Annotated in this window: 23 protein-coding genes; 6 read left to right on the top strand and 17 right to left on the bottom strand. The window is 69.5% G+C overall.

Features of this window, described 5'->3' with window-relative positions:
- Nucleotides 1-6 precede the first annotated feature (6 nt).
- The 15 genes from AB0H76_RS17950 to AB0H76_RS17880 all read right to left on the bottom strand — a co-directional run bounded on the left by AB0H76_RS17950 (nucleotide 7) and on the right by AB0H76_RS17880 (nucleotide 14,976).
- On the bottom strand, nucleotides 7-372 hold the full coding sequence (locus tag AB0H76_RS17950; RefSeq protein ID WP_357324591.1) for a GPW/gp25 family protein: 366 nt from the start codon (nucleotides 370-372) through the stop codon (nucleotides 7-9).
- A 9-nt stretch (nucleotides 373-381) separates the two neighbouring features.
- Nucleotides 382-729 carry a hypothetical protein gene (locus tag AB0H76_RS17945; RefSeq protein WP_357324588.1) on the bottom strand — a complete coding sequence of 116 codons (348 nt, stop codon included), beginning with the start codon at nucleotides 727-729 and terminating at the stop codon, nucleotides 382-384.
- Complete coding sequence (locus AB0H76_RS17940) at nucleotides 729-1,562, bottom strand: phage baseplate assembly protein V (RefSeq protein WP_357324585.1); 834 nt, start codon at nucleotides 1,560-1,562, stop codon at nucleotides 729-731. The genes AB0H76_RS17945 and AB0H76_RS17940 overlap by 1 nt, the downstream gene beginning before the upstream one ends.
- A gap of 5 nt (nucleotides 1,563-1,567) precedes the next feature.
- Complete coding sequence (locus AB0H76_RS17935) at nucleotides 1,568-2,719, bottom strand: hypothetical protein (protein WP_357324582.1); 1,152 nt, start codon at nucleotides 2,717-2,719, stop codon at nucleotides 1,568-1,570.
- A gap of 1 nt (nucleotide 2,720) precedes the next feature.
- Complete coding sequence (locus AB0H76_RS17930) at nucleotides 2,721-3,038, bottom strand: hypothetical protein (protein ID WP_357324579.1); 318 nt, start codon at nucleotides 3,036-3,038, stop codon at nucleotides 2,721-2,723.
- 8 nt (nucleotides 3,039-3,046) lie between these two features.
- Nucleotides 3,047-3,829: a hypothetical protein gene (locus tag AB0H76_RS17925; RefSeq protein WP_357324576.1), complete on the bottom strand. Its 783-nt coding sequence runs from the start codon at nucleotides 3,827-3,829 to the stop codon at nucleotides 3,047-3,049.
- Nucleotides 3,830-3,838: 9 nt separating this feature from the next.
- Nucleotides 3,839-5,725: a hypothetical protein gene (locus AB0H76_RS17920; RefSeq protein ID WP_357324573.1), complete on the bottom strand. Its 1,887-nt coding sequence runs from the start codon at nucleotides 5,723-5,725 to the stop codon at nucleotides 3,839-3,841.
- Complete coding sequence (locus AB0H76_RS17915; RefSeq protein WP_357324570.1) at nucleotides 5,722-7,743, bottom strand: hypothetical protein; 2,022 nt, start codon at nucleotides 7,741-7,743, stop codon at nucleotides 5,722-5,724. Before AB0H76_RS17915 ends, AB0H76_RS17920 begins: the two co-directional genes overlap by 4 nt.
- A gap of 1 nt (nucleotide 7,744) precedes the next feature.
- Nucleotides 7,745-9,472, bottom strand: coding sequence for a hypothetical protein (locus tag AB0H76_RS17910; protein ID WP_357324567.1), 1,728 nt, complete (start codon nucleotides 9,470-9,472; stop codon nucleotides 7,745-7,747).
- Nucleotides 9,473-9,490: 18 nt separating this feature from the next.
- Nucleotides 9,491-9,634, bottom strand: a complete 144-nt coding sequence (locus AB0H76_RS17905) for a hypothetical protein (protein ID WP_357324564.1) — start codon at nucleotides 9,632-9,634, stop codon at nucleotides 9,491-9,493.
- Between the two features lie 23 nt (nucleotides 9,635-9,657).
- Nucleotides 9,658-10,458 (bottom strand): hypothetical protein, encoded by an 801-nt coding sequence (locus AB0H76_RS17900; protein ID WP_357324561.1) that lies wholly within the window; start codon nucleotides 10,456-10,458, stop codon nucleotides 9,658-9,660.
- A 19-nt stretch (nucleotides 10,459-10,477) separates the two neighbouring features.
- On the bottom strand, nucleotides 10,478-10,948 hold the full coding sequence (locus AB0H76_RS17895) for a phage tail protein (RefSeq protein ID WP_357324559.1): 471 nt from the start codon (nucleotides 10,946-10,948) through the stop codon (nucleotides 10,478-10,480).
- 18 nt (nucleotides 10,949-10,966) lie between these two features.
- A complete protein-coding gene (locus AB0H76_RS17890; RefSeq protein ID WP_357324556.1) occupies nucleotides 10,967-13,060 on the bottom strand; it encodes a phage tail sheath C-terminal domain-containing protein in 2,094 nt (697 codons plus the stop codon).
- A 34-nt stretch (nucleotides 13,061-13,094) separates the two neighbouring features.
- On the bottom strand, nucleotides 13,095-14,102 hold the full coding sequence (locus AB0H76_RS17885; protein ID WP_357324551.1) for a hypothetical protein: 1,008 nt from the start codon (nucleotides 14,100-14,102) through the stop codon (nucleotides 13,095-13,097).
- A 70-nt stretch (nucleotides 14,103-14,172) separates the two neighbouring features.
- A complete protein-coding gene (locus AB0H76_RS17880) occupies nucleotides 14,173-14,976 on the bottom strand; it encodes a TetR/AcrR family transcriptional regulator (RefSeq protein ID WP_357326229.1) in 804 nt (267 codons plus the stop codon).
- 98 nt (nucleotides 14,977-15,074) lie between these two features.
- Between AB0H76_RS17880 and AB0H76_RS17875 the strand changes: the two genes are divergently transcribed.
- Entirely contained in the window at nucleotides 15,075-15,689 is a 615-nt protein-coding gene (locus tag AB0H76_RS17875; protein ID WP_357324548.1) for a GNAT family N-acetyltransferase, read from the top strand.
- Here the strand turns inward: AB0H76_RS17875 and AB0H76_RS17870 are convergent.
- The gene (locus tag AB0H76_RS17870) at nucleotides 15,619-16,461 is read right to left on the bottom strand and encodes a BTAD domain-containing putative transcriptional regulator (protein ID WP_357324545.1); all 843 of its coding nucleotides are present in this window, start codon (nucleotides 16,459-16,461) and stop codon (nucleotides 15,619-15,621) included. The genes AB0H76_RS17875 and AB0H76_RS17870 overlap by 71 nt on opposite strands.
- 272 nt (nucleotides 16,462-16,733) lie before the next feature.
- Between AB0H76_RS17870 and AB0H76_RS17865 the strand changes: the two genes are divergently transcribed.
- Nucleotides 16,734-16,874: a hypothetical protein gene (locus tag AB0H76_RS17865; RefSeq protein WP_357324542.1), complete on the top strand. Its 141-nt coding sequence runs from the start codon at nucleotides 16,734-16,736 to the stop codon at nucleotides 16,872-16,874.
- 39 nt (nucleotides 16,875-16,913) lie between these two features.
- Here the strand turns inward: AB0H76_RS17865 and AB0H76_RS17860 are convergent, their stop codons facing one another.
- On the bottom strand, nucleotides 16,914-17,243 hold the full coding sequence (locus AB0H76_RS17860) for a rhodanese-like domain-containing protein (RefSeq protein WP_357324539.1): 330 nt from the start codon (nucleotides 17,241-17,243) through the stop codon (nucleotides 16,914-16,916).
- A gap of 92 nt (nucleotides 17,244-17,335) precedes the next feature.
- Here AB0H76_RS17860 and AB0H76_RS17855 point away from each other — a divergent pair, with 92 nt between their 5' ends.
- The 4 genes from AB0H76_RS17855 (at nucleotide 17,336) to AB0H76_RS17840 (ending at nucleotide 22,693) form a co-directional block, all read left to right on the top strand.
- Nucleotides 17,336-17,800: a MarR family winged helix-turn-helix transcriptional regulator gene (locus AB0H76_RS17855; protein ID WP_357324536.1), complete on the top strand. Its 465-nt coding sequence runs from the start codon at nucleotides 17,336-17,338 to the stop codon at nucleotides 17,798-17,800.
- 90 nt (nucleotides 17,801-17,890) lie between these two features.
- The gene (locus AB0H76_RS17850; RefSeq protein ID WP_357324533.1) at nucleotides 17,891-20,098 is read left to right on the top strand and encodes an MMPL family transporter; all 2,208 of its coding nucleotides are present in this window, start codon (nucleotides 17,891-17,893) and stop codon (nucleotides 20,096-20,098) included.
- A 40-nt stretch (nucleotides 20,099-20,138) separates the two neighbouring features.
- Nucleotides 20,139-20,957: a class I SAM-dependent methyltransferase gene (locus AB0H76_RS17845; RefSeq protein ID WP_357324530.1), complete on the top strand. Its 819-nt coding sequence runs from the start codon at nucleotides 20,139-20,141 to the stop codon at nucleotides 20,955-20,957.
- Nucleotides 20,958-21,373: 416 nt separating this feature from the next.
- Entirely contained in the window at nucleotides 21,374-22,693 is a 1,320-nt protein-coding gene (locus tag AB0H76_RS17840; RefSeq protein WP_357324527.1) for a family 1 glycosylhydrolase, read from the top strand.
- Nucleotides 22,694-22,719 lie beyond the last annotated feature (26 nt).

Genomic DNA, 22,719 nt, shown 5'->3' with positions numbered 1-22,719 from the left:
ATTGCCTCACACGATCGGAATGGTCATCTCGGCGGCCACCGGCCGGTCGCTGTGCACGTAGCCCAGGATCAGGCGCAGTTCGCCGTCGTGGCGTTCGAGCACCGCGCGGGTGACCACGATGCGCCGTTCCCAGCGCACCACCGATTCGTGGGCCTGTTTGCGCAGCAGGTCGGCGGTGACGTCGTCGTCGGGTTCGTGCACCAGGGCGTGCACGCGGGTGCCGAAGTCGCGCAGCATCGGGCGTTCGCCGAGCCGGGTGCCCAGCAGCACCCGCAGGTCGTCGCGGATCTTCTGATCGCCCGCGGTCATGGCGATGCCGCCGGTGTGCGGGTCGATGCGGAACGGGAAGGCGGCTCCGGCGGCGTCGGTCATGACGGTCTCCTAGTCCAAGGGGCAGGCGGGCAGGGCGGGCGGGCTCGGCAACGGCGGCAGGGCCGGAATCTCGGGCAGGCCCGGCAGGGCGGGCAGTGGCAGCGCGATCGAGGGCAACTTCGGGACGGGCAGGCCGGGCAGGGTCGGCAGGGTCAGTGCCGGCAGCGCGGGCAGTTCGGGAATCGCGGGCAGCCCCGGTAGCGCGGGCAGGCTGATCGAGGGCAGCTTCGGGACCGGCAAACCCGGCAGGTCGGGCACGCTCAGCGACGGCAGCGCGGGCAGCTGCGGAATCGCGGGCAACCCGGGCGGTGCCGGCAGCGTGATCGCGGGAAACGGCGGGAACTTGCAGCGGCTCATCACTTCACCACCACCGCACTGCTCAGATGCACACCCGGTTGCAGGAGCAGCGGCGCCAGCTGGAGTGAGGGCGCGGCCACCCCGGCCACCGCGGCGGGCGGGGTGAGGGTGCCGGTCACCACGTGGGTGTGGGTCAGCATCGCGTGCCACAGTGCACTGAATGCCGTGCCCATCAGCGTCGGCTCGGCCGCGTTGGTGCCCAGCGCCACCGAGGTCGCGTTCAGCACCACGGTTTTCGCGTTCACGTGCACGGTGTCCTCGACGAGGTTGAGCACCGTGCCCTTCGGGTTGACCACCGCCGTCCCGTCCGCGGTCATGCTCAGATGATTGCCGTGCGCCTCCACCAGGGTCGTCTTGCCGTTCTCGGCGTCCAGGTGCAGATGCGAGCCCTTGCCGTCGGCGACGAGCACGCTGCCGTGCGCGTCGATGGAGACGAACGCGTCGCTGGCGTGATGGATCAGGATCTGCTCCGCGCCCGGAGTGTCGACGATCTCGACGGTGTGCCCGGCCACGGTCTTGATCACCCGGCGCTCGGGCGGATCGGCCGCGGCCTCGGGCGGGGTGGCGCCCTGCGGATACCAGACTCCGGTCCAGACCGGGCGCCGGGTGTCGCCGGCCTCGAACTCCACCCACACGTCGGTGCCCTTGGGCGGGACGAAGAAATAGCCGTAGGGCAGGCACGGCGCGGCCGGCACCGAGGCGGTCGTGCCGAACACCGCCGGCACCGTCACCTCGAGCGTGCCCCGGCAGTCGGGGTCGGCGTCGTCGGCGACCTTGCCCCGGTACTTGCCGTAGTAGCGGCCGGCGTGGCGGCCCAGTTCCTCGGTCAGCATCCCCATCACCTCGTCGCCGCGAATTTCGTGTAATAGCTGGCCCGGCCGCGGTTTTCGGAGCGTTCGCGCCGGTAGACGTGATTGACCTTGGTCAGATACCAGTCCCCGGCCGCCCACGCCGAGATCCCGGAGATGCTGACCCGCGATTTGGCCCGCAGCAGCACGTTGCCGGTGGCCACTCCGCGCCCGGCGAACCCGAGCGCACGCGTCGGATCCCGCACGATCGTGGCCTTGGCCGCACCCGGGTCGGCGATAGTGCCGATCACCCGATGGGTGGGCGCGGGCAGTTTCGCCGCGGCGGCGGCGGCCAGTTCGGTGAGCGCCTCGAGCGCCGCGGTGCGGCTCTTGCCCAGATCGGGGTCGCGGCCGCTGCCCGGCGCGGGCAGTTGCGGGCGCGGCGCCGGGGCGGGGGCGGGTGCGTCGACGACCGCGCCGCTGAGCGGGTCGATGGTGGCCGCCGCGCGTGCCGGCAGCGCCCCGGCGGCGATCCGCTCGAAGTCGAACTCCACCAGATCGCCCATGCCCCGGCAGTAGCTCAGCGCCCCGATCGGCGCCGCGGTGCCCACCTTCTCGATCGGCACGAAGTAGAAGTGCGAGGTGTTCTTGCCGTCGAACTCCAGGAACGCCAGGCAGTTCTGGCGTTCGGCCAGCCCCAGCACGAACGCCCAGTCGTTGACGTTGGCCTGGCGCAGCGGATCGGTTTTGCTGAACGTCGTGTTCTCGGTCGGCTCGATCTGCAAGGGCGTGATCCGGTACTCCGCGCGCGACACGATCTCGGTCAGCACCTGTTCGAGCGTTTCCCCGTTGTTCCACACCTTGGGTTCGGCCGGGGTGTGCTTGCTCATGCGGTGGGTGAAATCCAGCGCGGTCAACTCGATGCGCTGCCCGCCCGGCGCGGCGATCACCCGCGCCGCGGAGACCACGCCCTCGAAGATCATCGCCGGATGCGCCTGCCAGCCCAGCGTCAACCGCAGCTCCAGGCCCTCGAAGGAGGCGTCGGCGAGCACGCCGGTGTTGTCGTCGAGGATCACCGTGGCCTTGTCGGTGAGCCGGTCGTGGTCCTCGACGTCCACCGAGGCCACCGGCGGGGACACATCGCGCCAGTCCTTGCCGTCGGCGCTCATCGCCAGCAGCGCGATCGCGGTGTCCTCGGCCATCTCAGAACACCCGCTTGCGGTCGATGAGGCCGGGCGCGGAGGTCACCGGCACCGCGCGCGACTCCCCCGGGCGCAGCCGCAGCGGGAAGCCCACCGGGTTGGCATCGGCGATGCGCCACCAGCTCTCGCCGTCGCCGTAGTAGCGCCAGGCCAGATATTCGATGTCCTCCACGCCGGTGACCCGATGCTGGTAGTCCACGGCGTCGGGCGGGCGCGGGGCGTAGCGGCGGATCGCGACCGTCGCGTGCACCACCCCGTCGGCGCCGGTCGCGTCGTAGACCTCGAGGCCGCGGTAGCGGGAGGTGATCGAGACACCCATGACAGCTCCTAGATTCCGAAATCGCCGAAGACGTTCTGCAACAACCCGACTCCGGGCGCGGTCTGCGCCCAGTCCTCGCCGTCGAGCTGCCAATAGGATTTGGCGACCTCGATGTGGCGGCCGATGTAGTCCAACGTGGTGCCGATCGACTGGGTCTGCTCCTGCAAGGTGACGCTGATCTCGGCGCGCTCGGGGGTCAGGTCGGATTTGAAGTTGGTGATCTTGATGTTGAGATCGGTCATCACGCATTCCAGGTCGATGCCGCCCAGCTTCAAACTGCACACCGGCGGCCGGGTGGGCGGGCAGAATTTGCGGCCCGGCGCCAGCCAGGCCAGCATCTCCCCCAGCGGATCCCAGGACGGGTTCATGAACGAGCGCAGCACCGCCAGGCTCGGCTCGAGCCGGCCCCCGAAGCGTTTGTCCCCCGAGACCGGCACGCGGGGCGGTGCGCCCGGAATCTGCTGTCCGGGTTGGAGTTCGGGAATGTTGTCCACGAAGCGGGCGTCGAGGGCGAAATCCAGGGCGAAGGTGCGTGGTTTGCCGGTGTCGGCCTCGAGGCCCTTGGTGCCCACCAGCAGCGGCCCGAACTCCTTGAGGTCGTCCAGGGCACCGAAGACCTTGCCGAAACCGGTGTCGGCCGCGGTGCGGTCGAATTCCCACTTGCCGAAGTTCTGCACCTCGCGGTAGCCGTAGGACTTCTTCTCCGACATCAGGTCCGGGTTGAACTGGAAACGGAAGATCAACGGCGGCACGTTGATCACGTTGGCCAGGTACCCGGTTTTTCGTGTCATCACAGTCTCCTAGGCGGGGCTCGGCAGGACGCCGCGGCCGCCGTTGCGTTCGCCGAGCTCGAACCACATGCGGGCGTGGCGTTCGGCGTCGTCGCGGTCGGGCGGCAGCGGGAAGTCGCCGGGCCCGAGCGGGCGCTCGGGTTCGGCGGCGGGTGGCGGGATTTCGCGCAGCGCGGGGCCCGGTGTGCCGCTCAGGTCGATGAGGACCTCGTCGATCTGCACGGTGGCGCGCGGGCGGTCCATGACCGCGGCCGCCGCGGCGGGGACACCCTTCCGGGCTTCGGGGCCGGCGAAATGTTCGGTGATCTTGCCCAGCAGGGTGTCCAGGCCGCCGCGGGTCAGCCAGCTCTCATAGGCTTGGGCGATCGCCTCCAAACCCGTGTCGGTGCGGACCTTTTCCCCGACGATCAGGTTCTGGGCGAGTTCGGTGGAGCGTTCGCGGACCTGCCCGAGATGCTTGTCCAGCGTCGAGTCGGACAGTTTGGCCTCCGCGGCGGCGGCGCGGTCCAGTTTGCCCGCCACGTCGCGCAGTCCGCCGGTGACCGCGTCGCCGGTGATCTGGAGTCCGTTGCGGGTGACCTGCTGGATGCGGTCCAGGGCGACGGTGGCGTGCCCGATCGTCTTCGGATCGGTCAGGATCGCCTGGAAATTCGGTGCGCTGGGCGGTGTGACCGCCACCGGCGCGACGCCGCCGCGGTGCAGCGGATCCAGGAACGGCAGCCGCGCGGCCTCGTTGAGCCGTTCGATCTGCTCGGGGTTCAGCGCCCCGGGCCGGTCCGCGGTGCCGGCCAGGGGCTGGTCGGCGACGATCTCGTAGATGATCGGCAGGATCGCGGGCAGGATCCGCACCACGTGGGTGATCACCCGGAACACCCGCAGATCCCCGAGATTGCGCAGGATCGTGTCCACGGCCGGGACCAGCCAGTTCAGCAGGGCGTCCACGGTCGCGCTGATCGCCGCGCCCAGCACACCGGCCAGATCGAACACCGCCAGCAGTGCTTCGCGCACGGTGTCGAAGATCGCCGAGAGCATCGCATCGACGGTGGACTGCAGGATCGCCAGCACCCCGGCGGCGGTGCGCGCGACCATGGCGAAGGTGTCGAACATGGTCACGAACACCAGCCCGCGCAGCAGCAATGCTTGGCGCAGCAGGAATTTCAGGGTTTCGGCCACGGCCAGGCGGATGTCGGGCAGGCGCGCGAGCAGCCACGAGATCGACCCGATCACCTCCGGCAGCGCCAGGATCAGCCCGTCCACCAGCCGTGACAGCGCGGTCAGGGTGGCGGTGGCGCTGTCGAGCAGACGCAGCCAGGCACCGCCCTCGACGGTGCCGGGCAGCACCGAGGTCTGCGCGGCCTGTTCGGGGCGACCGGCGGCGACGAAGAACAGGCCGGCCAGCGCCTCGATCGCCTTGGTGATCGCGCCGAGTTGCGTGGTCAGGGTGCTGCCGCCGACCGGTTGACCGCGCGCGCCCGCGGTGGCGTCCTCGATCCGGTCGCCGCCGCGCAGGTTGAGCAGGCCCAGGATGTTCTCCACCCGCACCGCGATGTCGTGGATGGTGGGCAGTGCGGAAATGATCGACAGCGACCCCAGGGTGCCTCCGATCAGGCCGCCGGGAATGTTGCCGATCAACCGGCCGACACCGCCGAGCAGGCCCTCGAGGAAGTCACCGAAGCCGCCGCCGGGGGCCAGGTCGGAGAGGTTGACCACGTGCACCTTCAGCGCGCCGTCGAACAGCGGCGGTTCCCCGAAGCGGGGCCCGGCCGCGATCACCGAGGTGAAGGTGAACGTCGCGTACTGCGAGGTCGAACGCTCGATGTCCTCCAAAGCCCGTCGCGCGAAACGGGTTTGGGTGAGCAGCAGCCCCATTTGGGTGAGCAGGGTCTCCTCGTTCATCGCCCGCCTCCCGCCGTGGCCAGTTCGCGCACGCGCTGGTGGCCGGTCCGGTAGGCGGCCAGGACCGCGCCGCCGAACTGCTCGGCGATCTCCTCGGCGAGCGCGGCGTCCAGCGGGGTGCCCGCCGCGGCGCGCAGGGTCAGGCGCGGCATCCGCACCCGGCCCAGCAGTGCGCGTTTGCGCAGGAGGTGCGGGGAGGTCGGGGTGAGCTCGAAGGTGAGTTCGCTGCCCTGGGCCAGCTGGGCCCGGTAGGTGGCGGCCAGGTGCCCGACGTAGGCGGGGATGGCCTCGCCGACGAGCAGGAAACCGCCCGTGGCGAGCCAGGTTTCGAACGCCTTGGCCAAAGCCTCCTGCGGGTGCCGGGCGACGGCGCGGCGCTGCTCGTCGACCTCGGGGCCGTAGAACGCCTCGGCCAGCGCATCGGCTTGCGGGCCCAGCGCGGCCAGGCGGCCCTTCTCGTCTACCTTCGCCGCACGAGCGGCCTCCCCCGCGAACTGATCGGACAGGGTGTTCAGATTGCGGAAGGTGCGCCGGAAGACCTTCGCGCCCGCGAGCCGTGCGGCGTGCTCGATCCGGGTGACGCCGTCGAGGAGCTGTTGCTTGCGCCCGCCGCCGAACACGGTCTCGGCCAGGTCGGGGAATTCCGAACGGAAGTTCAGCGGCGCGGCCTCGGCCATGATCGGCAGCGCGGTGCCGGATCCGCCGCTGGTGAACAGGGCGTCCACCAGCCGCCGGGTGCGCCCGATCTGGCGTTCGCCGTATTCGAGTTTGTCGGTGAGCAGGTCGATGCCCGGCACCGTGCGGCGCAGGTCGTCGATCGCGCCCTGGGCGGCGTTGAGCATGTCGTGCAGTTCGTCGCGTTTGCCGGTGTCGACCGCGGTGCCGGTGTCGTCGAGCAGATCGTCGAGGCTCAGCGCCGGCACCAGCACCGCCCAGCCGCCGAGTTTGGCGCGCAGCAGATCGCCGAGCCCGATCGCGGTGATCGCGCCCAGCAGCACCGGAATCCCGCGCAGCAGCCGCAGCACGTCACGCAGGAACAGGCCGAGCTCGACCACGAATTCGCGCACGCCCCCGGCGAAGCCGGTGCCGTAGGCGCGGTAGAACTTCAGCTGGAACTCGAGGTGCGCGCCGAGCACCGCGCCCAGCGCCCCCACCAGGGCGACCCCGCGGGCGGCCAGGCGGGTGCCGCCACCGAACGCGAACTCGAACACCGCCCCGCGCAGGTGATACACGTGATGTTCGGCGCGCCGGAAGCCGTCGAGCACCGATTTACGCAGTGCCAGCGCGCCTTCGGTGAGCAGCCATTCGATCAGCTTGGGCAGCGACCCGACGAGCACCAGCGCGCCCAGGGTTTCGCGGGCCAGCGCGTCGGCGGTCTCGGCCAGGGTGCGCCCGACCGGGGGCGCGTCCACCGCCACCGGACCGAGCACCCGGGTGATCCTGTCCGGCACCGCAATACCGAGTGCCGCCAAAGTTCCCCGCAACTGCCCGGCCAGCCGCCGCACCGCGCCGCTGGTGGTCGCGGCCTCGGCCAGCACTTGGAACGCCAGCGCCATCAGGCCCGCCAGATCACCGGCGGTGCGGGCGCGCGGATCGAACATCGCCGGCGTCGGTACCCGGAATCGGCGCACCGAGGCCTGTAGGTCGGCGAGCGCACGGTTCGCGGCCGTGGCGAAACGCGCGATCGCGGTCTCCTGGCTGCCGGCGCGCAGCGGATCGATCGCCCGCCCCAGCCCGTCCAGGAACCCCAGCCCTCCCGCCCCGAGATGATCCAGCAGGGACCGCTGCGGTGTCGCCGGGGCCAGCGTCCCCCGCTGCCCCGGCGGCAGCCACAGCGACAACGCCCCGTTGTAGAACCGCACGATCGGAAACCCCTCGGTCGCCCGATCCACCAGCCGCGCCGCCTCCAACCGCCGCGTCAACGCCGCCTCGATCGCCCGCTGCGCCGGGCCCACCCGCAGTTGCGCGGCGAACGCGGCAGCGAATTTGCTGGCGACAGAAGCGAAGTCGATGGGCATGTCACTGCCCTCCCGCTGGTATCGCATAGGAGCGCTGTCGCAGCCGTTCCAGCACGAGGTCCTGAAAATTGCGGACCTCGGTGAGGTTCGCGCCGGGCACGCGCAGGCGCAGGGTGTGCACGATCGGGCGCAGGTCTTCGGAATCGGGAAGGTCGAGGACCGGTAGTTCTTCGGGGTCGACCAGGCCCGGGATGGTGAGCCCGCGCAGTTCCGGCGGAAGTACGCGGCCGATGATCAGGGCGAAGGCTTCGCGGAAGCGGGTGATCTGGGTGGGGTCCAGGTCCCACAGGGCGTTCGCGCCGAGCAGGCCGGTGGCCAGTTCGGCGCGTTCGGGGTCGAAGATGCTGGGGCGCTTGCGGGTGGCGGCGAGCGCGGCGCGGGCGCCGGGGCCCAGCGCCAGGGGTGCGTCGTCGCCGGGGAGTCGGGCGAGTTCGTCGGCTTCGGCTTGCAGGGCGGGCCAGGTGAGCGCGGGCAGGGTGTCGCCGCCGTACTTCTGTTTCAGCGTCTTCTTGTCCGGCGCGGACGGCAGCGGCGGGAAGGGCCGCAGCGGGCGCGGGAGGGGCAGGGCGGGGATCGAGAGAGCCGGCGGTTTGGGTGGGCCGATCTTGCGGGGTGCGGCGAACGCGAGCTCGACCAGCGCCAGTTCCTTGCCCAGTGCGGCGAAGACCCGCACGATCGGATGCTCCAGGAACAACTTGCCGACGAATTCGCCTGCCGTGTCCAGGAATTCGCTGCCCTGGACACTGACCGCGGCGGCGATCCCGGTCACCGCGGCCACCAGCACGCTCAGCTGCGCGTCCACCGTGCGCCCGACCCGGCGCAGTTGCCCGCGCACCACCGTCATCGTGTGCTCCACGATCCGCACCAGCGACCCCTCCCCGGTGCTCAGCTCCTCGCCCTGGCGCACCATGCCCGCGACGACTTCCCCGAGCGCGGCGAACACCGCGGCCCCCAGCCGCGCGATCCCGGCCATCATCCGCGCCGCCGGTTCGAGCACCGGCGCGATCTTGACCACCAGCACCGCCACCGCCCCCAGCAATTGCGCGAGCAACCCGGCCAACCGGTCACCGAGGTCGAGTATTTTGGCCAGCAACGGGTTTCGCACCTCGCCGCGTGGCCCGCCCAGCTGTTCCAGCAGCGCCACCGACCCGTTCATCAACCGGGCCAGCGCCCCGAACAGGTCGAACACCGCGCGGATCTCGCGCCGGTCACCCAGCGCCGCCGCCAGCGCGAAACCGGCACCGGCCGCCAGCAATCCGCCGCCGACGAGGATCCCGGTCCCGACCGGCGCGGCGCGCATCCCGAACCCGAGCAGAAACGGCAGCACGATCCAGGCCAGCGCCGCCAGCAACACACTGAGACTGAACGCACTGAACCGCAGCAGCACACTGACACCGGCGATCATGCCCGCCGGGCTGAGCAGCATCCCGCCGATCATCCCGGCCACCCCGGCCAGCGGTTCGGTCAGATTCGGGCCGCCCCGCGATACCGGCACCGCGCGCTGCGCGGCCAGGAACTGGGTGTTCAACGCCCCGAAATTGGTGATGTGCGCGCGCAAGGCCAGCCCCTGCATCGGCAGCCGCCGCCCGAACCAGTGCAGCAGGAACGCGCTGCGGGCGCGCTCCACGATCAGCGTCTCGCGCCCGGCGATGTCGGCCCACGGCGCCAGCGCCGCCGCCGTCGCGCGCAGCGCGGCGGTGACCTTCTGCAGCAGCAAACCCAGCGGCATCCGCGGTTCCTCCTTCCCTCAGTCGGTGCGGGCGGCTTCGATGCGGGCGTTCTCCCGTTCGATCTGCGCGATCAGCAACTCCACGTAGGCGCGGCGCTCGTCGGTGGACATCCCCATCAGCTCCGACCAAGCCCAGTGCAGGTGGTAGCCGAGGAAGAACACCTCCTGGCGCAGCCCCTCCAGGCTCAGTCCATGGCTAAAAAATTGGTCAGGTCCAAGGTGGCGCGCAGTTCGTGCCCGCAGGCCGGGCAGTCCAGTTCCCGGATCAGGTCGATACCGGGTGCGTTGTCGTTGAACGCCTTGTCGATCAGGCGCCGATCGGTCAGCGTCAGATCGGCCAGGATCTTCGGGCCCATCGCCTCGAGGCGATGCTTGGGCAGATCACCCAGCGACCGCAGGCACCGCGAGAGCAACGCGTTCTTGCCCAGGGAGGCGTTCTTACGCATCTGCGGGGCGGCCGCGGTCTCGTCCTCCCCGCGCGCCATGCGCATGGTCAGCGCGGTGTGCACGCTGCCGTCGCGATCGAGGTAGCCGTCGAGCAGTTCCACCACGATGTCCTCGGGCGGTTCCTCGCCCGGCACCCTCCGCACCGGCAGTGCGTCCAGATCCTCGAGCTGTTCGAAGCGGTCCCCGCACGCCGGGCAGGTGTAGGAGGCGGGCAGTTCCGGGCCGAAGGTGAAGCTGCGCAACCGGATCAGCAGGAAGTTGCGATCCACCGAATACATCGCCTCGATATCGGCGCGCCGCACCGGATTCAGCTCACCGAGCCCGGTCAGGCAGCTGTGCAGCAGCGCGGTGACCAGCCGGCCGCCGTTGCGCTGATTGGCCGGATCGGCCAGCAGCGCCTCGTCGCGCCCGGTCATCTTGCGCAGCGTCGCGGTCCGGTGCACCCGGCCCTGATCGTCGAGGTAGCCGACCGGCAGCGTCACCTCGATCTCGCGCACCCCGCTCCGGCCCGGGGCCGGTCCGATCTCCATGGTTGTCATCGGGTTCTCCTTCCGCGGGTCAGCCGACCCGCTCCAGTCCCTCGTGCTCGAGCACGATCGTCTGCAGCAGCAAATTGGTCGACCCCGCCTCCAGATCGGAGAACTTCGACGACTTCACCCACGCGTTGTAGAAGGCGAAGGTCAGCACGTCCTCCCCGAAATGACGTTTGATGATCATCCCGTTCTTGCGGATCGCCGAACCGCCCTGCTGCCGGGCGCTCAGGTTGAACGTCGCCCGGAACCACTCCCGGAACTTCTTGTCCTCCGGGCTGCCGTCGACGCGGCGCTCGATGGTCAGCGGCTCGAATTTCACCTTCGAGGCGGCCAGCTTGTAGACGTGCATGGTGCCGCCGTCGGGCTGCTCGATGGTGTCGATCTCGCCCTCGCTGAGCCCGGAAACCTTACTGACGCCCGGACTTTCCTTCCCGTCGATGACGAAGACGAACTCGTTGGCCCGATAGCCCTCGTAGAAATCACCCACTTGCGGCATGGCTGCTGCTCCTCACTCTCATGCTTCGCTGACGGTCGCGCCGCTGGGCTGCTGGCCACAGACGAGCACGATGGTCTCCGCGGGCCGCGACGGATAGAAATAGACCTCGACGGTCAACTTGCCCTGCTCGACCTGGTCGGGCGGATTGTTGTTGGCGTCGACGATCACCGTGAAGGTCTGCTCCGGGGAGCCGGTGCCGAACGCGCCTTGGCGCCACAAACCCATCAGGAACGGGCTCACGGTGCCGAATTTCACTGTGGTCCACAGTGATTCACGATTCGGCTCCTGGCGCACCGAACGCAGGCTCGCGCGCAGGCTGGACTTGACGTAGTTGAACAGCAGCCGCACGTTGACATAGCGCCAGCGCGGATCGTCGGACAGGGTGCGCGAGGAATCGATCACGATGCCCGCGCGCGGGATCGGGCGGATGCCGTTGACGCCGCCCTCGACCGCCAGCTGGGTGTGATCGGCGTCGGAATAGTGGGTTTCGGTGTCGAGCACCCCGAGCAGATTCGCCTCGTCCCCGGCCGGCGCCTTCCACACCCCGCGCGTGTTCTCGGTGCGCGCGAACACCCCGAGCACATGCCCGACCGGCGGAATACTGATCCGTGGATTGCCGCCCAGCCCGATCGGATCCGGCACGACCAGCCACGGGTGATACAGCGCCCCATAGGATTTCTTGGTCTTCAGCTTCTGCCCGAACGCGATCGCGTCCTCGCCGCGCGGCACCGCGCCGACGTACATGGCATCACCGCGCTGCTCGCAATAGGCCAGCCCCGCCAGCGCCACCACCACCTCGGTGCTCTCGGTGCACAGCAGCTGAATGTCGTAGGGGGAGAACGCCGAGAGCCCGGTGCCCTTGGCTTCCTCGCCCTTGAAATCACCGGCCTTCGGTTTGCCGTCCGAGCCCCCGGCCAGCGGATACCACTTCTCGGCGGGGCGTTTACGGTTGGCGGCCTCGACATCGTCGAACTGCACCAGTTTCGACCCGGTCAGCGGATGGTCGAGCACCCGCGAGGCGTAGTTGGGCAGGCTCGGTTCCAGGGTCAGCCCCGCGAAGGTCTCCACCACGTGCGCGCTGTCGGCGCCCCCGTCGGCGACCAGGACGTCGAATTCCACCTTCGCCACCACCACGGCGCTGTGATCGGTGAAATCGGCCAGGTTGGTCATCGCCGGGGTCCAGTTGACCGCGCCGGTGCGGTGATCGATCGCGCTGATGGCGTGCGGACCGGCCGCGGTCACCGAGCCCGCCGTGATCACGATGTGCTCCCCGAGCGCGAAATCGCCCGGGGCGGCCAGTTTCGACCCGGACGCGGTCAGCGGCTCGACGGTGCCCGGTTTCGGGTTCGCCATGGTGGTGAAGCCGGCCTTGGGATGGTCGGCGGTGATCTGCAAGCTCGTGCCCGACCCGGCCGGCACCGCCTCCCCGGTCGAGGTGAGCACGATCTTGGCGCTCGCCCCCGAGCCCTCCGTGCTCGCCCGCAACCGGGTGGTGCGCCGGTTGATCGCGTCCGCGATCTCCTTGGCCTTGGCTTTGGTCTTGTCCGCGAAATCCTCGGCGAAGAACGCGATTTCGGTCGCGGCGGTCGCGTCGTCGACCTTGACCAGCAGCTTCGGGGCATCGGTCATGTCGACGGTGGCCGCGCCCAGGGCATTGCCGGTCACGGTCGCGGGCTGGTTCTCCAGCAGCGGGCTCGACGCCGAGGAACTGTGCCGGATCCGCACCGCCAACCGGCGGCCCCACGCGCCCGGATCCGGTTGCCCGCGAAAGCCCGCGCTCACCGCGCCCACCTTCGTGTTCGCGGCATCGGTCAGATCCACACTGGCCGGTTTGGCCCCGACCGCGTTGTCCCCGTCCACGACGCGGCTGACATAGGCGGTCTGCCCGCCGTTGTCGAAGAACCCCTTCACCAGGTAGGCGCCCAGCCCGCCGGGGAAGTAGCCGCCGAAGCGTTCGACGAACTGCGGGTAATTGCTGATCCGCTGCGGCTGATGCGGGACGCCGCGCTCGGTGAGCACGGCGAACCCCGCCACCGATACCGCGGCGCCGGTCACCGACGGCGCGGTCGCGCCGTCGACCTCGACCACATTGACACCGATATTGAAGGCCATCACTACTCTCCTGAATTCTTGGTGCGGGAGGCGTTCACGACACCTCCAGGTGATCGGCGTCCAGCACTAGGTCGCGGACCTGCCAATCCAGCAGCGCGATCCGGGCCCGGGCACGGGTCCCGACCCGGTACCGCAGCACCGGCTCACCCGCCACGGCGGCGGAATCCGGTGCCTCACAGCGCAACTCGACCGGCATCGGCACGCCCGCGAACATCAGCTCGCCGCGCCCGCCCAGCCGGTCCAGCACGGCTTCGAGCAGTAGGGCCTCCTCGGCGCGCGAGCCCGCGACCGCGCGCACCTCGTAGTCCAGGTCGTAGGGGTCGCCCGCGGCGACCAGGCGCAGCTGATCGGCACGGAAATCTCGCGCCACCCGCGTGCTGTCCACGCGCTGGCGGGCATGGCGCACACCGGAATGCAGAATGTCGAGCGCGGGCGCGGGCGGCACCGCCTCGGCGGCCGTGCGGACCCGCGCGGCCACGGGGGTGGCCCCGAGCGCCACCCCGGCCAGCACCGCCGCCAGCGCGGCGTCGGCATCGGCCAGCAGTTGCGGGCGGACCGCGACGATCCCGTCCAGCCGGGCGGTGAACGGCGCTTCCACACAGCGGAATTGGATTCGCGAGAGGTTCTTCGCGATCACCGAGGGCAGATCCTCGATGCCGCAGACCACCGTCTCCCAGGTGGCCGCCGCGCGCACCGGAACGAATCGGTGCCAGGTATTGGCCGGGTCATCCGGCGCCAGCGCCGCCGAACCCAGGCGCAGCTCCAGGAAGAAGCCGCGCCCCGGCGGGCCCGCGGAGCGGTTGGCGCGCACCGAGAACCGCAACTCCGAACAGTCCGAGACATCGCGCGCGGGCAGGTCCCGGCGCAGCAGATGCCCGGTCGCGGCGGCGCTCGCGGTGAGCAGCACGCAGCGCGGATCGGTGCCGGTGGGCCCGCGCTGGGGCGCGTCGGCGATCGTCAGCGCGGTCGAGGCGCTGCCGTCGGCGGCCACCGCCGACCAGGCGGTGGCGTCGTTCATGGTGTCCAGCACGACCAGACTCATGGCCGGACACCGAGATCAGCCGAAGGGTTGGGCATGGGGTCACTGTGGCAGCGAGGTCGTCACCCAGCTGTCACGTGCGCGTTCGACCGACCTCGTCCGGGAAATGGCGGGCCGCGATGCCGTCGAACAGCAGCGCCAGGCTGTCCTCGAAGAGCCGGTCGAGATCGATGTCGAGCCCGGTCGTGCCGGTGTCGAAGACCTGGACCAGCATCGGATAGGTCACCGGGTCCACCAGCGCCGCCACCTGCTCGGCCGTGGCCCGCAAACCCAGCGGTCTGCGTTCGGAGGTGACCAGCAGCGCCAGCCCCTGCACCAGGCTCGACACCGACAGGCACACCGTCAGCACGGTTTCGCGCGACATCCCCGGGCGGTACACCGCCGCGAACGGACGTTCCAGGGAGTCCAGCAGCGTCGGGCCGACCGGCGGGCGGGTCTGGGCCAGCACCGGCAGCATCCAGGGATGCCGGCGATAGAGCTGCCATTCACCGCGCGCCTCGTAGGCCAGGCCCGCCCGCCAGCCCGCCGAACCCGGTGGCGGCGGGGCGATCTCGGCCAGCGTCAACTCCGCCATCTCGGCCAGCAGGGTGTCGCGGTCCGGAAAATGCCGGTACAGCGCCGCGGTCGCGACCCCGAGCTCGGTGGCCAGGCGCCGCATCGACAGCCCTTCCAGACCTTCCCGATCGGCCAGCGCGACGGCCGCGCGCACGATCGCCACGGTCGTCAGCCGCCGCGGCGCGCTACGGCGCGGCGGCGCGGCCTGCCGCCGGGCCCGATAGGCCCGGGCCTGACACGAGCGCGAACAGTAGCGCCGCCGCCGCCCGCGCACCGGATGCGCTACCCGCTCCCCGCACACCGCGCACGCGGCCGCCTCCATTTTCGTCACGACATCCAGTGTGACGAAATTGTCGTAACTCCGTCGGCCTCGGCCTACCTTGGGCTCACGAAGACACCGTTCACCTCGGGAGGTTGCAGATGACTACACAGCTCACGGTCCGCCGCGCGGCACTGGACGAATTCGACACACTGGCGCCGGTGTTCGCCGAAGCCAGCGCCGACGAGGAGGTCTTCAGCTGGATCGTGCGCGACCACCCCGACATCGCCGAGCTGTACCGAACCCAGCACGCACCGGGCATGCTCGAACAGGCGCTACGCGAGGACGAGGTGTGGGTCGCGGGCGACGGCGAACAGACCTGGGCGGTCTCGCTGTGGCAGACGGTGCGCGACCGCAACCGGCTCGAACGCGAAGCCGCCGAGATGCGCACCCTCTACGAGCAGGCGCCCGTCGCCCCGATGCGCCGGCTGCGCGCACTCACCGCGATCCTCGAACAGACCCACCCCGCCGAATACCCGCACCGCTATCTCCAGGTGATCGCGACCCTGCCGCAGCATCGCGGCAAAGGCGCCGGCGCCGCCATCGTCAGCGAACGCGCCAAAGCCGCCGCCGACGCCGGGCTGCCCGCCTACCTGGAGGCCAGCACCGAACGGTCCGCGCGGCTCTACGCCCGCTGCGGGTTCGTCATCGAGGGAGATCCGATCCAGCTTCCCGAGGACGGTCCGCTGCTGCGCCCCATGTGGTTCCGCGGCTGAACGCCGGTACCCGGCCACTCGCCTGCGGCGGGTGGCCGGTCGTGCGCGCACCCGCGAGCAACGCCGTCAACTGCGGGGACGGCGGCACCCCGAGTTCACGCAGGATCAAGCGGCGGAACACCCCGAAAGCCCGCCGCGCCTCCCCCACGTTGCCCTCGGCCAGATGCGCCTCGATCAAGACCCGCTGCGCGCTCTCCCGGATCGGATCCGCGCCCACCGCCAGCATCGCCGCGTCCACGCCCTCGGCGTAGCGGCCCGCCAGGCAGAACTGCCGGCTCAGACTCTCCAGCGCGTGCAGCACCCGATGACGCAGGCGTTCGCGCTCGAAGATCGCCCAGTCGTCATACCAGCCGGGCAGCAGATCCAGCGCCTCGTCCAGGCACGGGTCCACCGTCAGATCCCGCTGCTGGGCCGCGCCCTGGATCAACCGGCAGGCCCACGCGTTGACCAGGTGCACGTCCACCGCGACATCGGCGCGCAGGCTCAGCGCCATCTGATCGCAGATCACCAGATCCAGTCCCGCCGCGCGTAATCGCCACAGCACCGAACGCAGATTGCCCGAGGCCCGCTTCTCCTCGACCACCGGCCACAGCAGACCCGCCGCGCACGGGCGCTCCACCCGCCCCGGGCGCAGCGCGAGCAGGGCCAGCAATCGTTTGCTGCCCTCGGGTACCTCGTGGCGTTCCGCACCGACCGTCACATACGGCCCACCGAACAAATGCAGTTGCGAAGCAACGCGATTCAGCTCGCTCCGCTGGCTCAGCGTGTCCATGGCATCCGCTCACCGTCCAGGCGTAGTACGGGCAAACGGTACTGCGCAACCGTCACGGCGACGTCACCGCCCGTGCGTGTCGTCATACCGTTCCAATGACCATCTGCCGACAGTCTCCGCCGCCCGCACCACCGCGAGCACGAGTAGCCCGGTACCCGAAAAATCGGTCGATAACGCCGCGGTGACGCGAGGTGGGCGACCCTGGACCGATGAGGCCACACAAGCCCCCATTAGGCCTGTGTCTGGTTCGGATCGAACCCCAGCCACCACACATGCTGATCACCGTCATCACCGACTACAACGGTGTCCCCGACCCCGCACACCGCACCCAGTACCTCGACGACATCGACGGCGCCCTCGCCGCCATCCGCGCCTTCCTGCTCGCCTTCGGAGCCCCCGCCCCGGACCGATGACCGCCCGCCGGCAGCGACCGATCGGCCCGGGACACCGGGTCAGGCGCCGGATTCCACCGGCAGCCCCGCCGCCGCCCAATCCGCGATACCGGCACGGTAGGCCCGCACATTGCCGTAGCCGAGCGCCTGCAACTTCACCGCGACGTTCTCGCTGTTGCGGCACACCTCGTTCGAGCAGTAGGTGACGATCGCCGCGTCCCGATCCGGAAGCACCTGGGCCGCAAGGGCTTCCACATCGGCCTCGACCAGGATCCGCGCGCCGGGCAGGTGCGCCTTCGCGTAGTAGGCCGGGCCGAGGGTGTCCAGCACCGTCACCGAGCCGGATTCGATCGCCTCGGCCAGTTCGGCGCGGGTGATGACAGTAACCATGAGAGTTCCTTCCAGACAGCACATTCGATTTTATGTGCGTGCGCACGCTATTATATATGTGCGCACGCACGCAAGTCGAGTACGATCGCGCCATGGCCGCCACCCCGACCCAGCACCGCCGCGCCGACCGCGCCTGGTCGGCGCTGCTCCGCGTGCACGCCCACCTCGTCCCCCAGATCGACACCGACCTCCAACGCGCCGCCGGCCTGCCCCTGGCCTGGTACGACGTCCTGCTCGAACTCGACGGCGCCGGCCCCCTGCGCATGACCGACCTCGGCAACCGCGTCGTCCTCAGCCGCACCCGCGTCAGCCGCCTGGTCACCGAAATGCAAGACGCCGGCCTCGTCGCCCGTCGCCCCAACCCCGAAGACGCCCGCTCCGCCTTCGTCGACTGCACCGACACCGGCCGCCAGCACTTGCGCCGCGCCGCGCCGCACTACCGCGACAGCATCGCCACCCACCTCGCTGCCCGCCTCGACGCCACCGAACTCGACGCCCTCGCAACCATCCTCACCAAACTGCTCGGCCCCACCGACCTCCCCATGCCACAGCCCTAGCTCAGCGCCGGTCGGTACCTTTGGTGGGATGCACAACGGCGCCACGGCATTCCAGACACCCCGTCCCCCGAGAATCGGCGGAGCCCACTGATGTTCGCGCACTGGGGCGCGCTCGTCTCGCGACTCCGGTTCCTGGTCCTGGCCCTGGTCAGCGCCGCCCTGCTCGCCCTCGGCGCCTACGGCTCCGACCTCGGTGACCACCTCAGCTCCGGCGGCATGTTCGACAACACCTCCGAATCCGCCGAAGCCGCGCGCCTGGCCGACCAAGCCTTCGGCCGCAGCCACGAATTCGACGTCGCCGTCCTCTACACCGCACCCGCCGGAAAAACCGTCGACGACCCGCAATTCAGCGCCGCCGCCATCGACAGCCTCAACCAGCTCCCGCGCCGGCACCCCGGCGAAATCTCCGGCATCAACGCCGCCTACTGGCCCGCCGTCACCGCCAAAGTCACCGGCGCCGCCGCGACCACCCCCGACAAAACCCGCGCCATCGCGCTGATCGCCCTGCACGGCGACAACGACACCGACATCATGCGCAGCTACCGCAACGTCAAGGACGCCTTCACCATCCCCGGCCTCGACGTCCAAGTCGCCGGACTGCAACCACTCGCCGGAACCCTCAACGACAAGATGGCCGAAGACATCCACCGCGTCGAGATCCTCGCCCTGCCCGCGGTGGCACTGCTGCTGTTCTTCATCTTCGGCGGCATCGTCGCGGCCGCACTACCACTCATCGTCGGCGGGCTCACCATGATCGGGGCCAACGGCGTCGTCCGCTTCGTCGCCACCTTCACCGAGGTGAACTCCTTCGTCGAACCGATCGTCACCATGATCGGCCTCGGCCTGGCCATCGACTACGGCCTGTTCATCGTCAGCCGATTCCGCGAAGAACTCGCCGCCGGCCACGACACCCCCGACGCCGTGCGCCGCACCGTCATGACCGCCGGACGCACCGTCGCCTTCTCCGCGACCATGATCATCGCCAGCCTCGGCGGCATGCTGCTCTTCCCACAGGCCTTCCTCAAATCCATGGCCTACGGCGCCATCGCCACCGTCTCCCTGGCCGCACTCACCGCCATCACCATCCTGCCCGCGATGCTTGCCATCCTCGGCCCGCGCGTCGACCTGCTCGGATTCAAGCGATCCCGCACCACCCGCAGCGCCGACAACGGACTCTGGGAGCGCTCCACCGCCTGGGTGATGCGCCACCCGCGCAAACTCGCCGTCCCCCTGTGCCTGCTGCTGCTCTTCCTGACCGTCCCCGTCGGCAACCTCATCTTCGGCGGCTTCAGCGAACGCTATCTGCCCCCGGACAATCCGACCCGCCTCGCCCAGGAAGCCATCGACACCAGCTTCGACCAGAAACGCTCCGACCCACTCGAACTCGTCTTCGTCTCCGGCAATTCCCTCGCCATCGGGTCGGTAGTCAAGCAGGCCAACGCCGCCCCCGGACTGACCGACGGCTTCAAGATCCCCTCCCGATCCACCACACAGAAAGACGTCTACCGCACCAGCGCACTGCTCGTCGACTCCGACCAAGCCGGCACAACCATCGACTACCTGCGCCGCATGGACGTCCCGGACGACGTCACCATGCTCGTCGGCGGCATGCCCGCCATGCAGAAGGACAGCATCGACGCACTGCTGTACCGCATTCCGGTGATGATCGCCCTGGTCCTGTTCCTCACCACCGTGCTGATGTTCCTCACCTTCGGCTCCCTGATCCTGCCGATCAAGGCCGCGCTCATGAGCGCCCTCGGCCTCGGCTCCACCCTCGGCATCCTCACCTGGATCTTCGTCGACGGCCACCTCGCGGGCCTGCTCAACTTCACCCCGCAACCCATCCAGTCGAACATGCTCGTGCTCATCATCGCGATCATCTACGGGCTCTCCACCGACTACGAGGTCTTCCTCATCTCCCGCATGGTCGAAGCCCGCGCCCTCGGCGCCAGCACCAGCGAGGCCATCCGCATCGGCACCGCGCAGACCGGAAACATCATCACCGCCGCCGCCCTCATCCTGCTCGTCGTCACCGGCGCGTTCGCCTTCTCGGACCTGGTGATGATGCAGTACATCGCCTTCGGCATGATCGCGGCACTGTTCATCGACGCCACCCTGCTGCGCATGCTGCTGGTACCGGCCGTCATGCAACTGCTCGGCGACCGCTGCTGGTGGGCCCCGGCCTGGATGCAGCGCATCCAGCGCCGCATCGGGCTCGGCGAACCCGTCCTCGACGATCCCTCGACCGGCGAAAACGGTTCTCCCAGCCGCACTGCGGGGTACGCTCGCGCCAGATAACACGCGGAGTCACCACGGCCACTGGACCGAAGGACCACCGATGAAATCGCATCCCGGCGCACCCAGCCAGCTCGACGCCGAATACGCCGATCCCACCGCGCTGCGCGTGCGGATCGAAACCCACCGGCGCTTCTCCGAACATCCGCACGACCCGCAGGCCGACGTCCTAGCCGCCATCGACCTCGCCGGCACCGAATACCTGGCCGACATCGGCTGCGGCGACGCCCGATTCCTCGCGAGCCTGGCCGAGGCCGGTCATCAGGGCCCACTCGTCGGCGTCGACACCGCCGCCACCATGGTCGCCGCCGCCGCGATCATTCCCGGCGTGCGCGGCATTCTCGCCGACGCCACCCGGATGCCGTTCGAGGACAACACCTTCGACATTCTCACCGCCCGCCACATGCTGTACCACGTGCCCGAACCGGCGGCCGCGCTCACCGAATTCCGGCGCACCACCAAACCCGGCGGCACCGTCGTGCTCGTGGTCAACCGGCCCGGAAACACCCCGCGCATTCGCGAACTCATCACCGCGCACGCCGCCACTTACGGGATCGATCCCACCACCGCGCCCCCGTACACGGTCGACTCCGAAAGCCTTCCGCCGCTGCTGGAAGCGGCCTTCGGTACCGCGCAGCTGCTGTACCGCGACAACGCGCTCGTCTTCGAGACACCCGAGCCGCTGATCCGGTTCGCCGAGTCGTTGTTCACCTTCGACGGGATCACTCCGGGTCATCCGGCTCGCCCGGCGATACTCACCGATCTCACGGCCGATATCGAGGACTGGTTCAGGTATCACCCGGGTGAGGCGTGGCGGGATCCCAAGGGATACCTGGTCGCTACCAGCAAGGTCGCTGTCTGATCAAAGTTATTGGTTCGTATCAGCGGACTTGAGTGTTTGTGTGGAGTCTCCCCGTGTGGTGGTTCTAAGGTGATCAGATATGTGCGTAGATGCGCATATCTACCTACCAGGATGTTTTATAGCAGCCAGAAGTCGTTCATTCCAACTGGATTCATGCGCGGCAAAGCTGTTCCAGCGCATAGATCTACGGCAGCTCGAGAGTCCCCCGGCCTGCACACACCGGATGGCCCGCCCGCCGGTCCCCCACTATCGGCCGTACGACCCACCCTCCGCACCTCCACCCCCACCGACTCGTGCCCATGCACAATTGCCCCATCGATCCACGCCCAATTCGGACGTTCGACCAGTTAGGCTGCCGGACAAGTGAACCCGGGCCGCCGGACGCGCGCCCGAGCAACGAATTCCGCAGGAGACACATGCGCTCGCTCAGCCGCCGCCAGGCCTTGGCCGCCCTGTCCGCTACCGCCGCCACGCTGGCGGTCGGCGCCACCGCGCAGGCCAGGCCGGCGCCGCCCGAGCAGCTCGCTCCCCTGGGCTCCGACTTCCTGTGGGGCGTCGCGGCCTCCGGCTACCAGGCCGAAGGGCATGCGCCGGACAGCAACTGGGCCCGCTACGTGGCAGCGGGGAAGACCGAGGATCCGTACCTGGAGTCGATCGACTTCTACAGCCGCTATCGCTCCGACATCCAGCTGGCCGCGGATCTCGGGGTGACGGTGTACCGGATGGGCATCGAGTGGGCGCGGGTGCAGCCCGCCCCGGGCGAGTGGGACGAGGACGGATTCCGCTTCTACGACAACGTGATCGCCACCATCAAGGCCGCGGGCATGCGGCCGATGCTGACCCTGGACCACTGGGTGTACCCGGGCTGGGAGGTCGATCGCGGCGGCTGGGCCAACCCCGGCATGGTGCAGGACTGGCTGACCAACGCGCGCCGGGTTGTGGACCGGTATGCCCCCGCCGACCCACTGTGGGTGACGTTCAACGAGCCCGCGATGTACGTCATCAACGAGACCCGGCACGGTGGCATCGCCGTGACCGAGGCGCCCGCGATGAACGAGCGCCTGGCCCAGTCGCACAACGCCATCTACGACTACATCCACCAGGTGCAGCCCGGCGCGATGGTGACCAGCAACGTCGCCTACATCCCGGCGGCCGACGATCTCGTCAGCGGCGCCATGATGTCGCGCATCGCGCACAAACTGGACTACATCGGGATCGACTACTACTACGGCATCTCCCCCGACACCCTCACCAGCGGCTTCAGCTTCGACGAGCTCTGGAAGAACTCCTTGCAGCCCGAAGGCATCTACTACGCGCTCCAGCATTACGCGCGGGCCTTCCCCGGCAAGCCGCTCTACATCGTCGAGAACGGCATGCCCACCGAGAACGGCCACCCGCGCGCAGACGGCTACTCCCGCGCCGACCTGCTGCGCGACACCGTCTACTGGTTGCAGCGCGCCAAGGCAGACGGCATCAACCTGATCGGCTACAACTACTGGAGCCTGACCGACAACTACGAGTGGGGTTCCTACACACCACGTTTCGGCCTCTACACCGTGGACGTGCTGACCGATCCGTCGCTCACCCGCAAACCCACCGACGCCGTGCCCGCCTACGCCGCGATCACCCGCGCGGGCGGCGTCCCCGCCGCCTACCGCCCGACCCGCGCACCCAAGGCCTGCTCCTTCGTGGACGCGCCCGCAAGCTGCACCGACCCGGTGACCGTCCCGGAATAACCCGTCGGGCGTCGACCCGGTCACGA

The organism is Nocardia sp. NPDC050712 (assembly GCF_040654295.1).
Taxonomy (GTDB): Bacteria; Actinomycetota; Actinomycetes; order Mycobacteriales; family Mycobacteriaceae; genus Nocardia.
The sequence above is the reverse complement of the archived record's forward strand: the minus strand, read 5'-3'. Positions and strand labels throughout refer to the sequence as shown.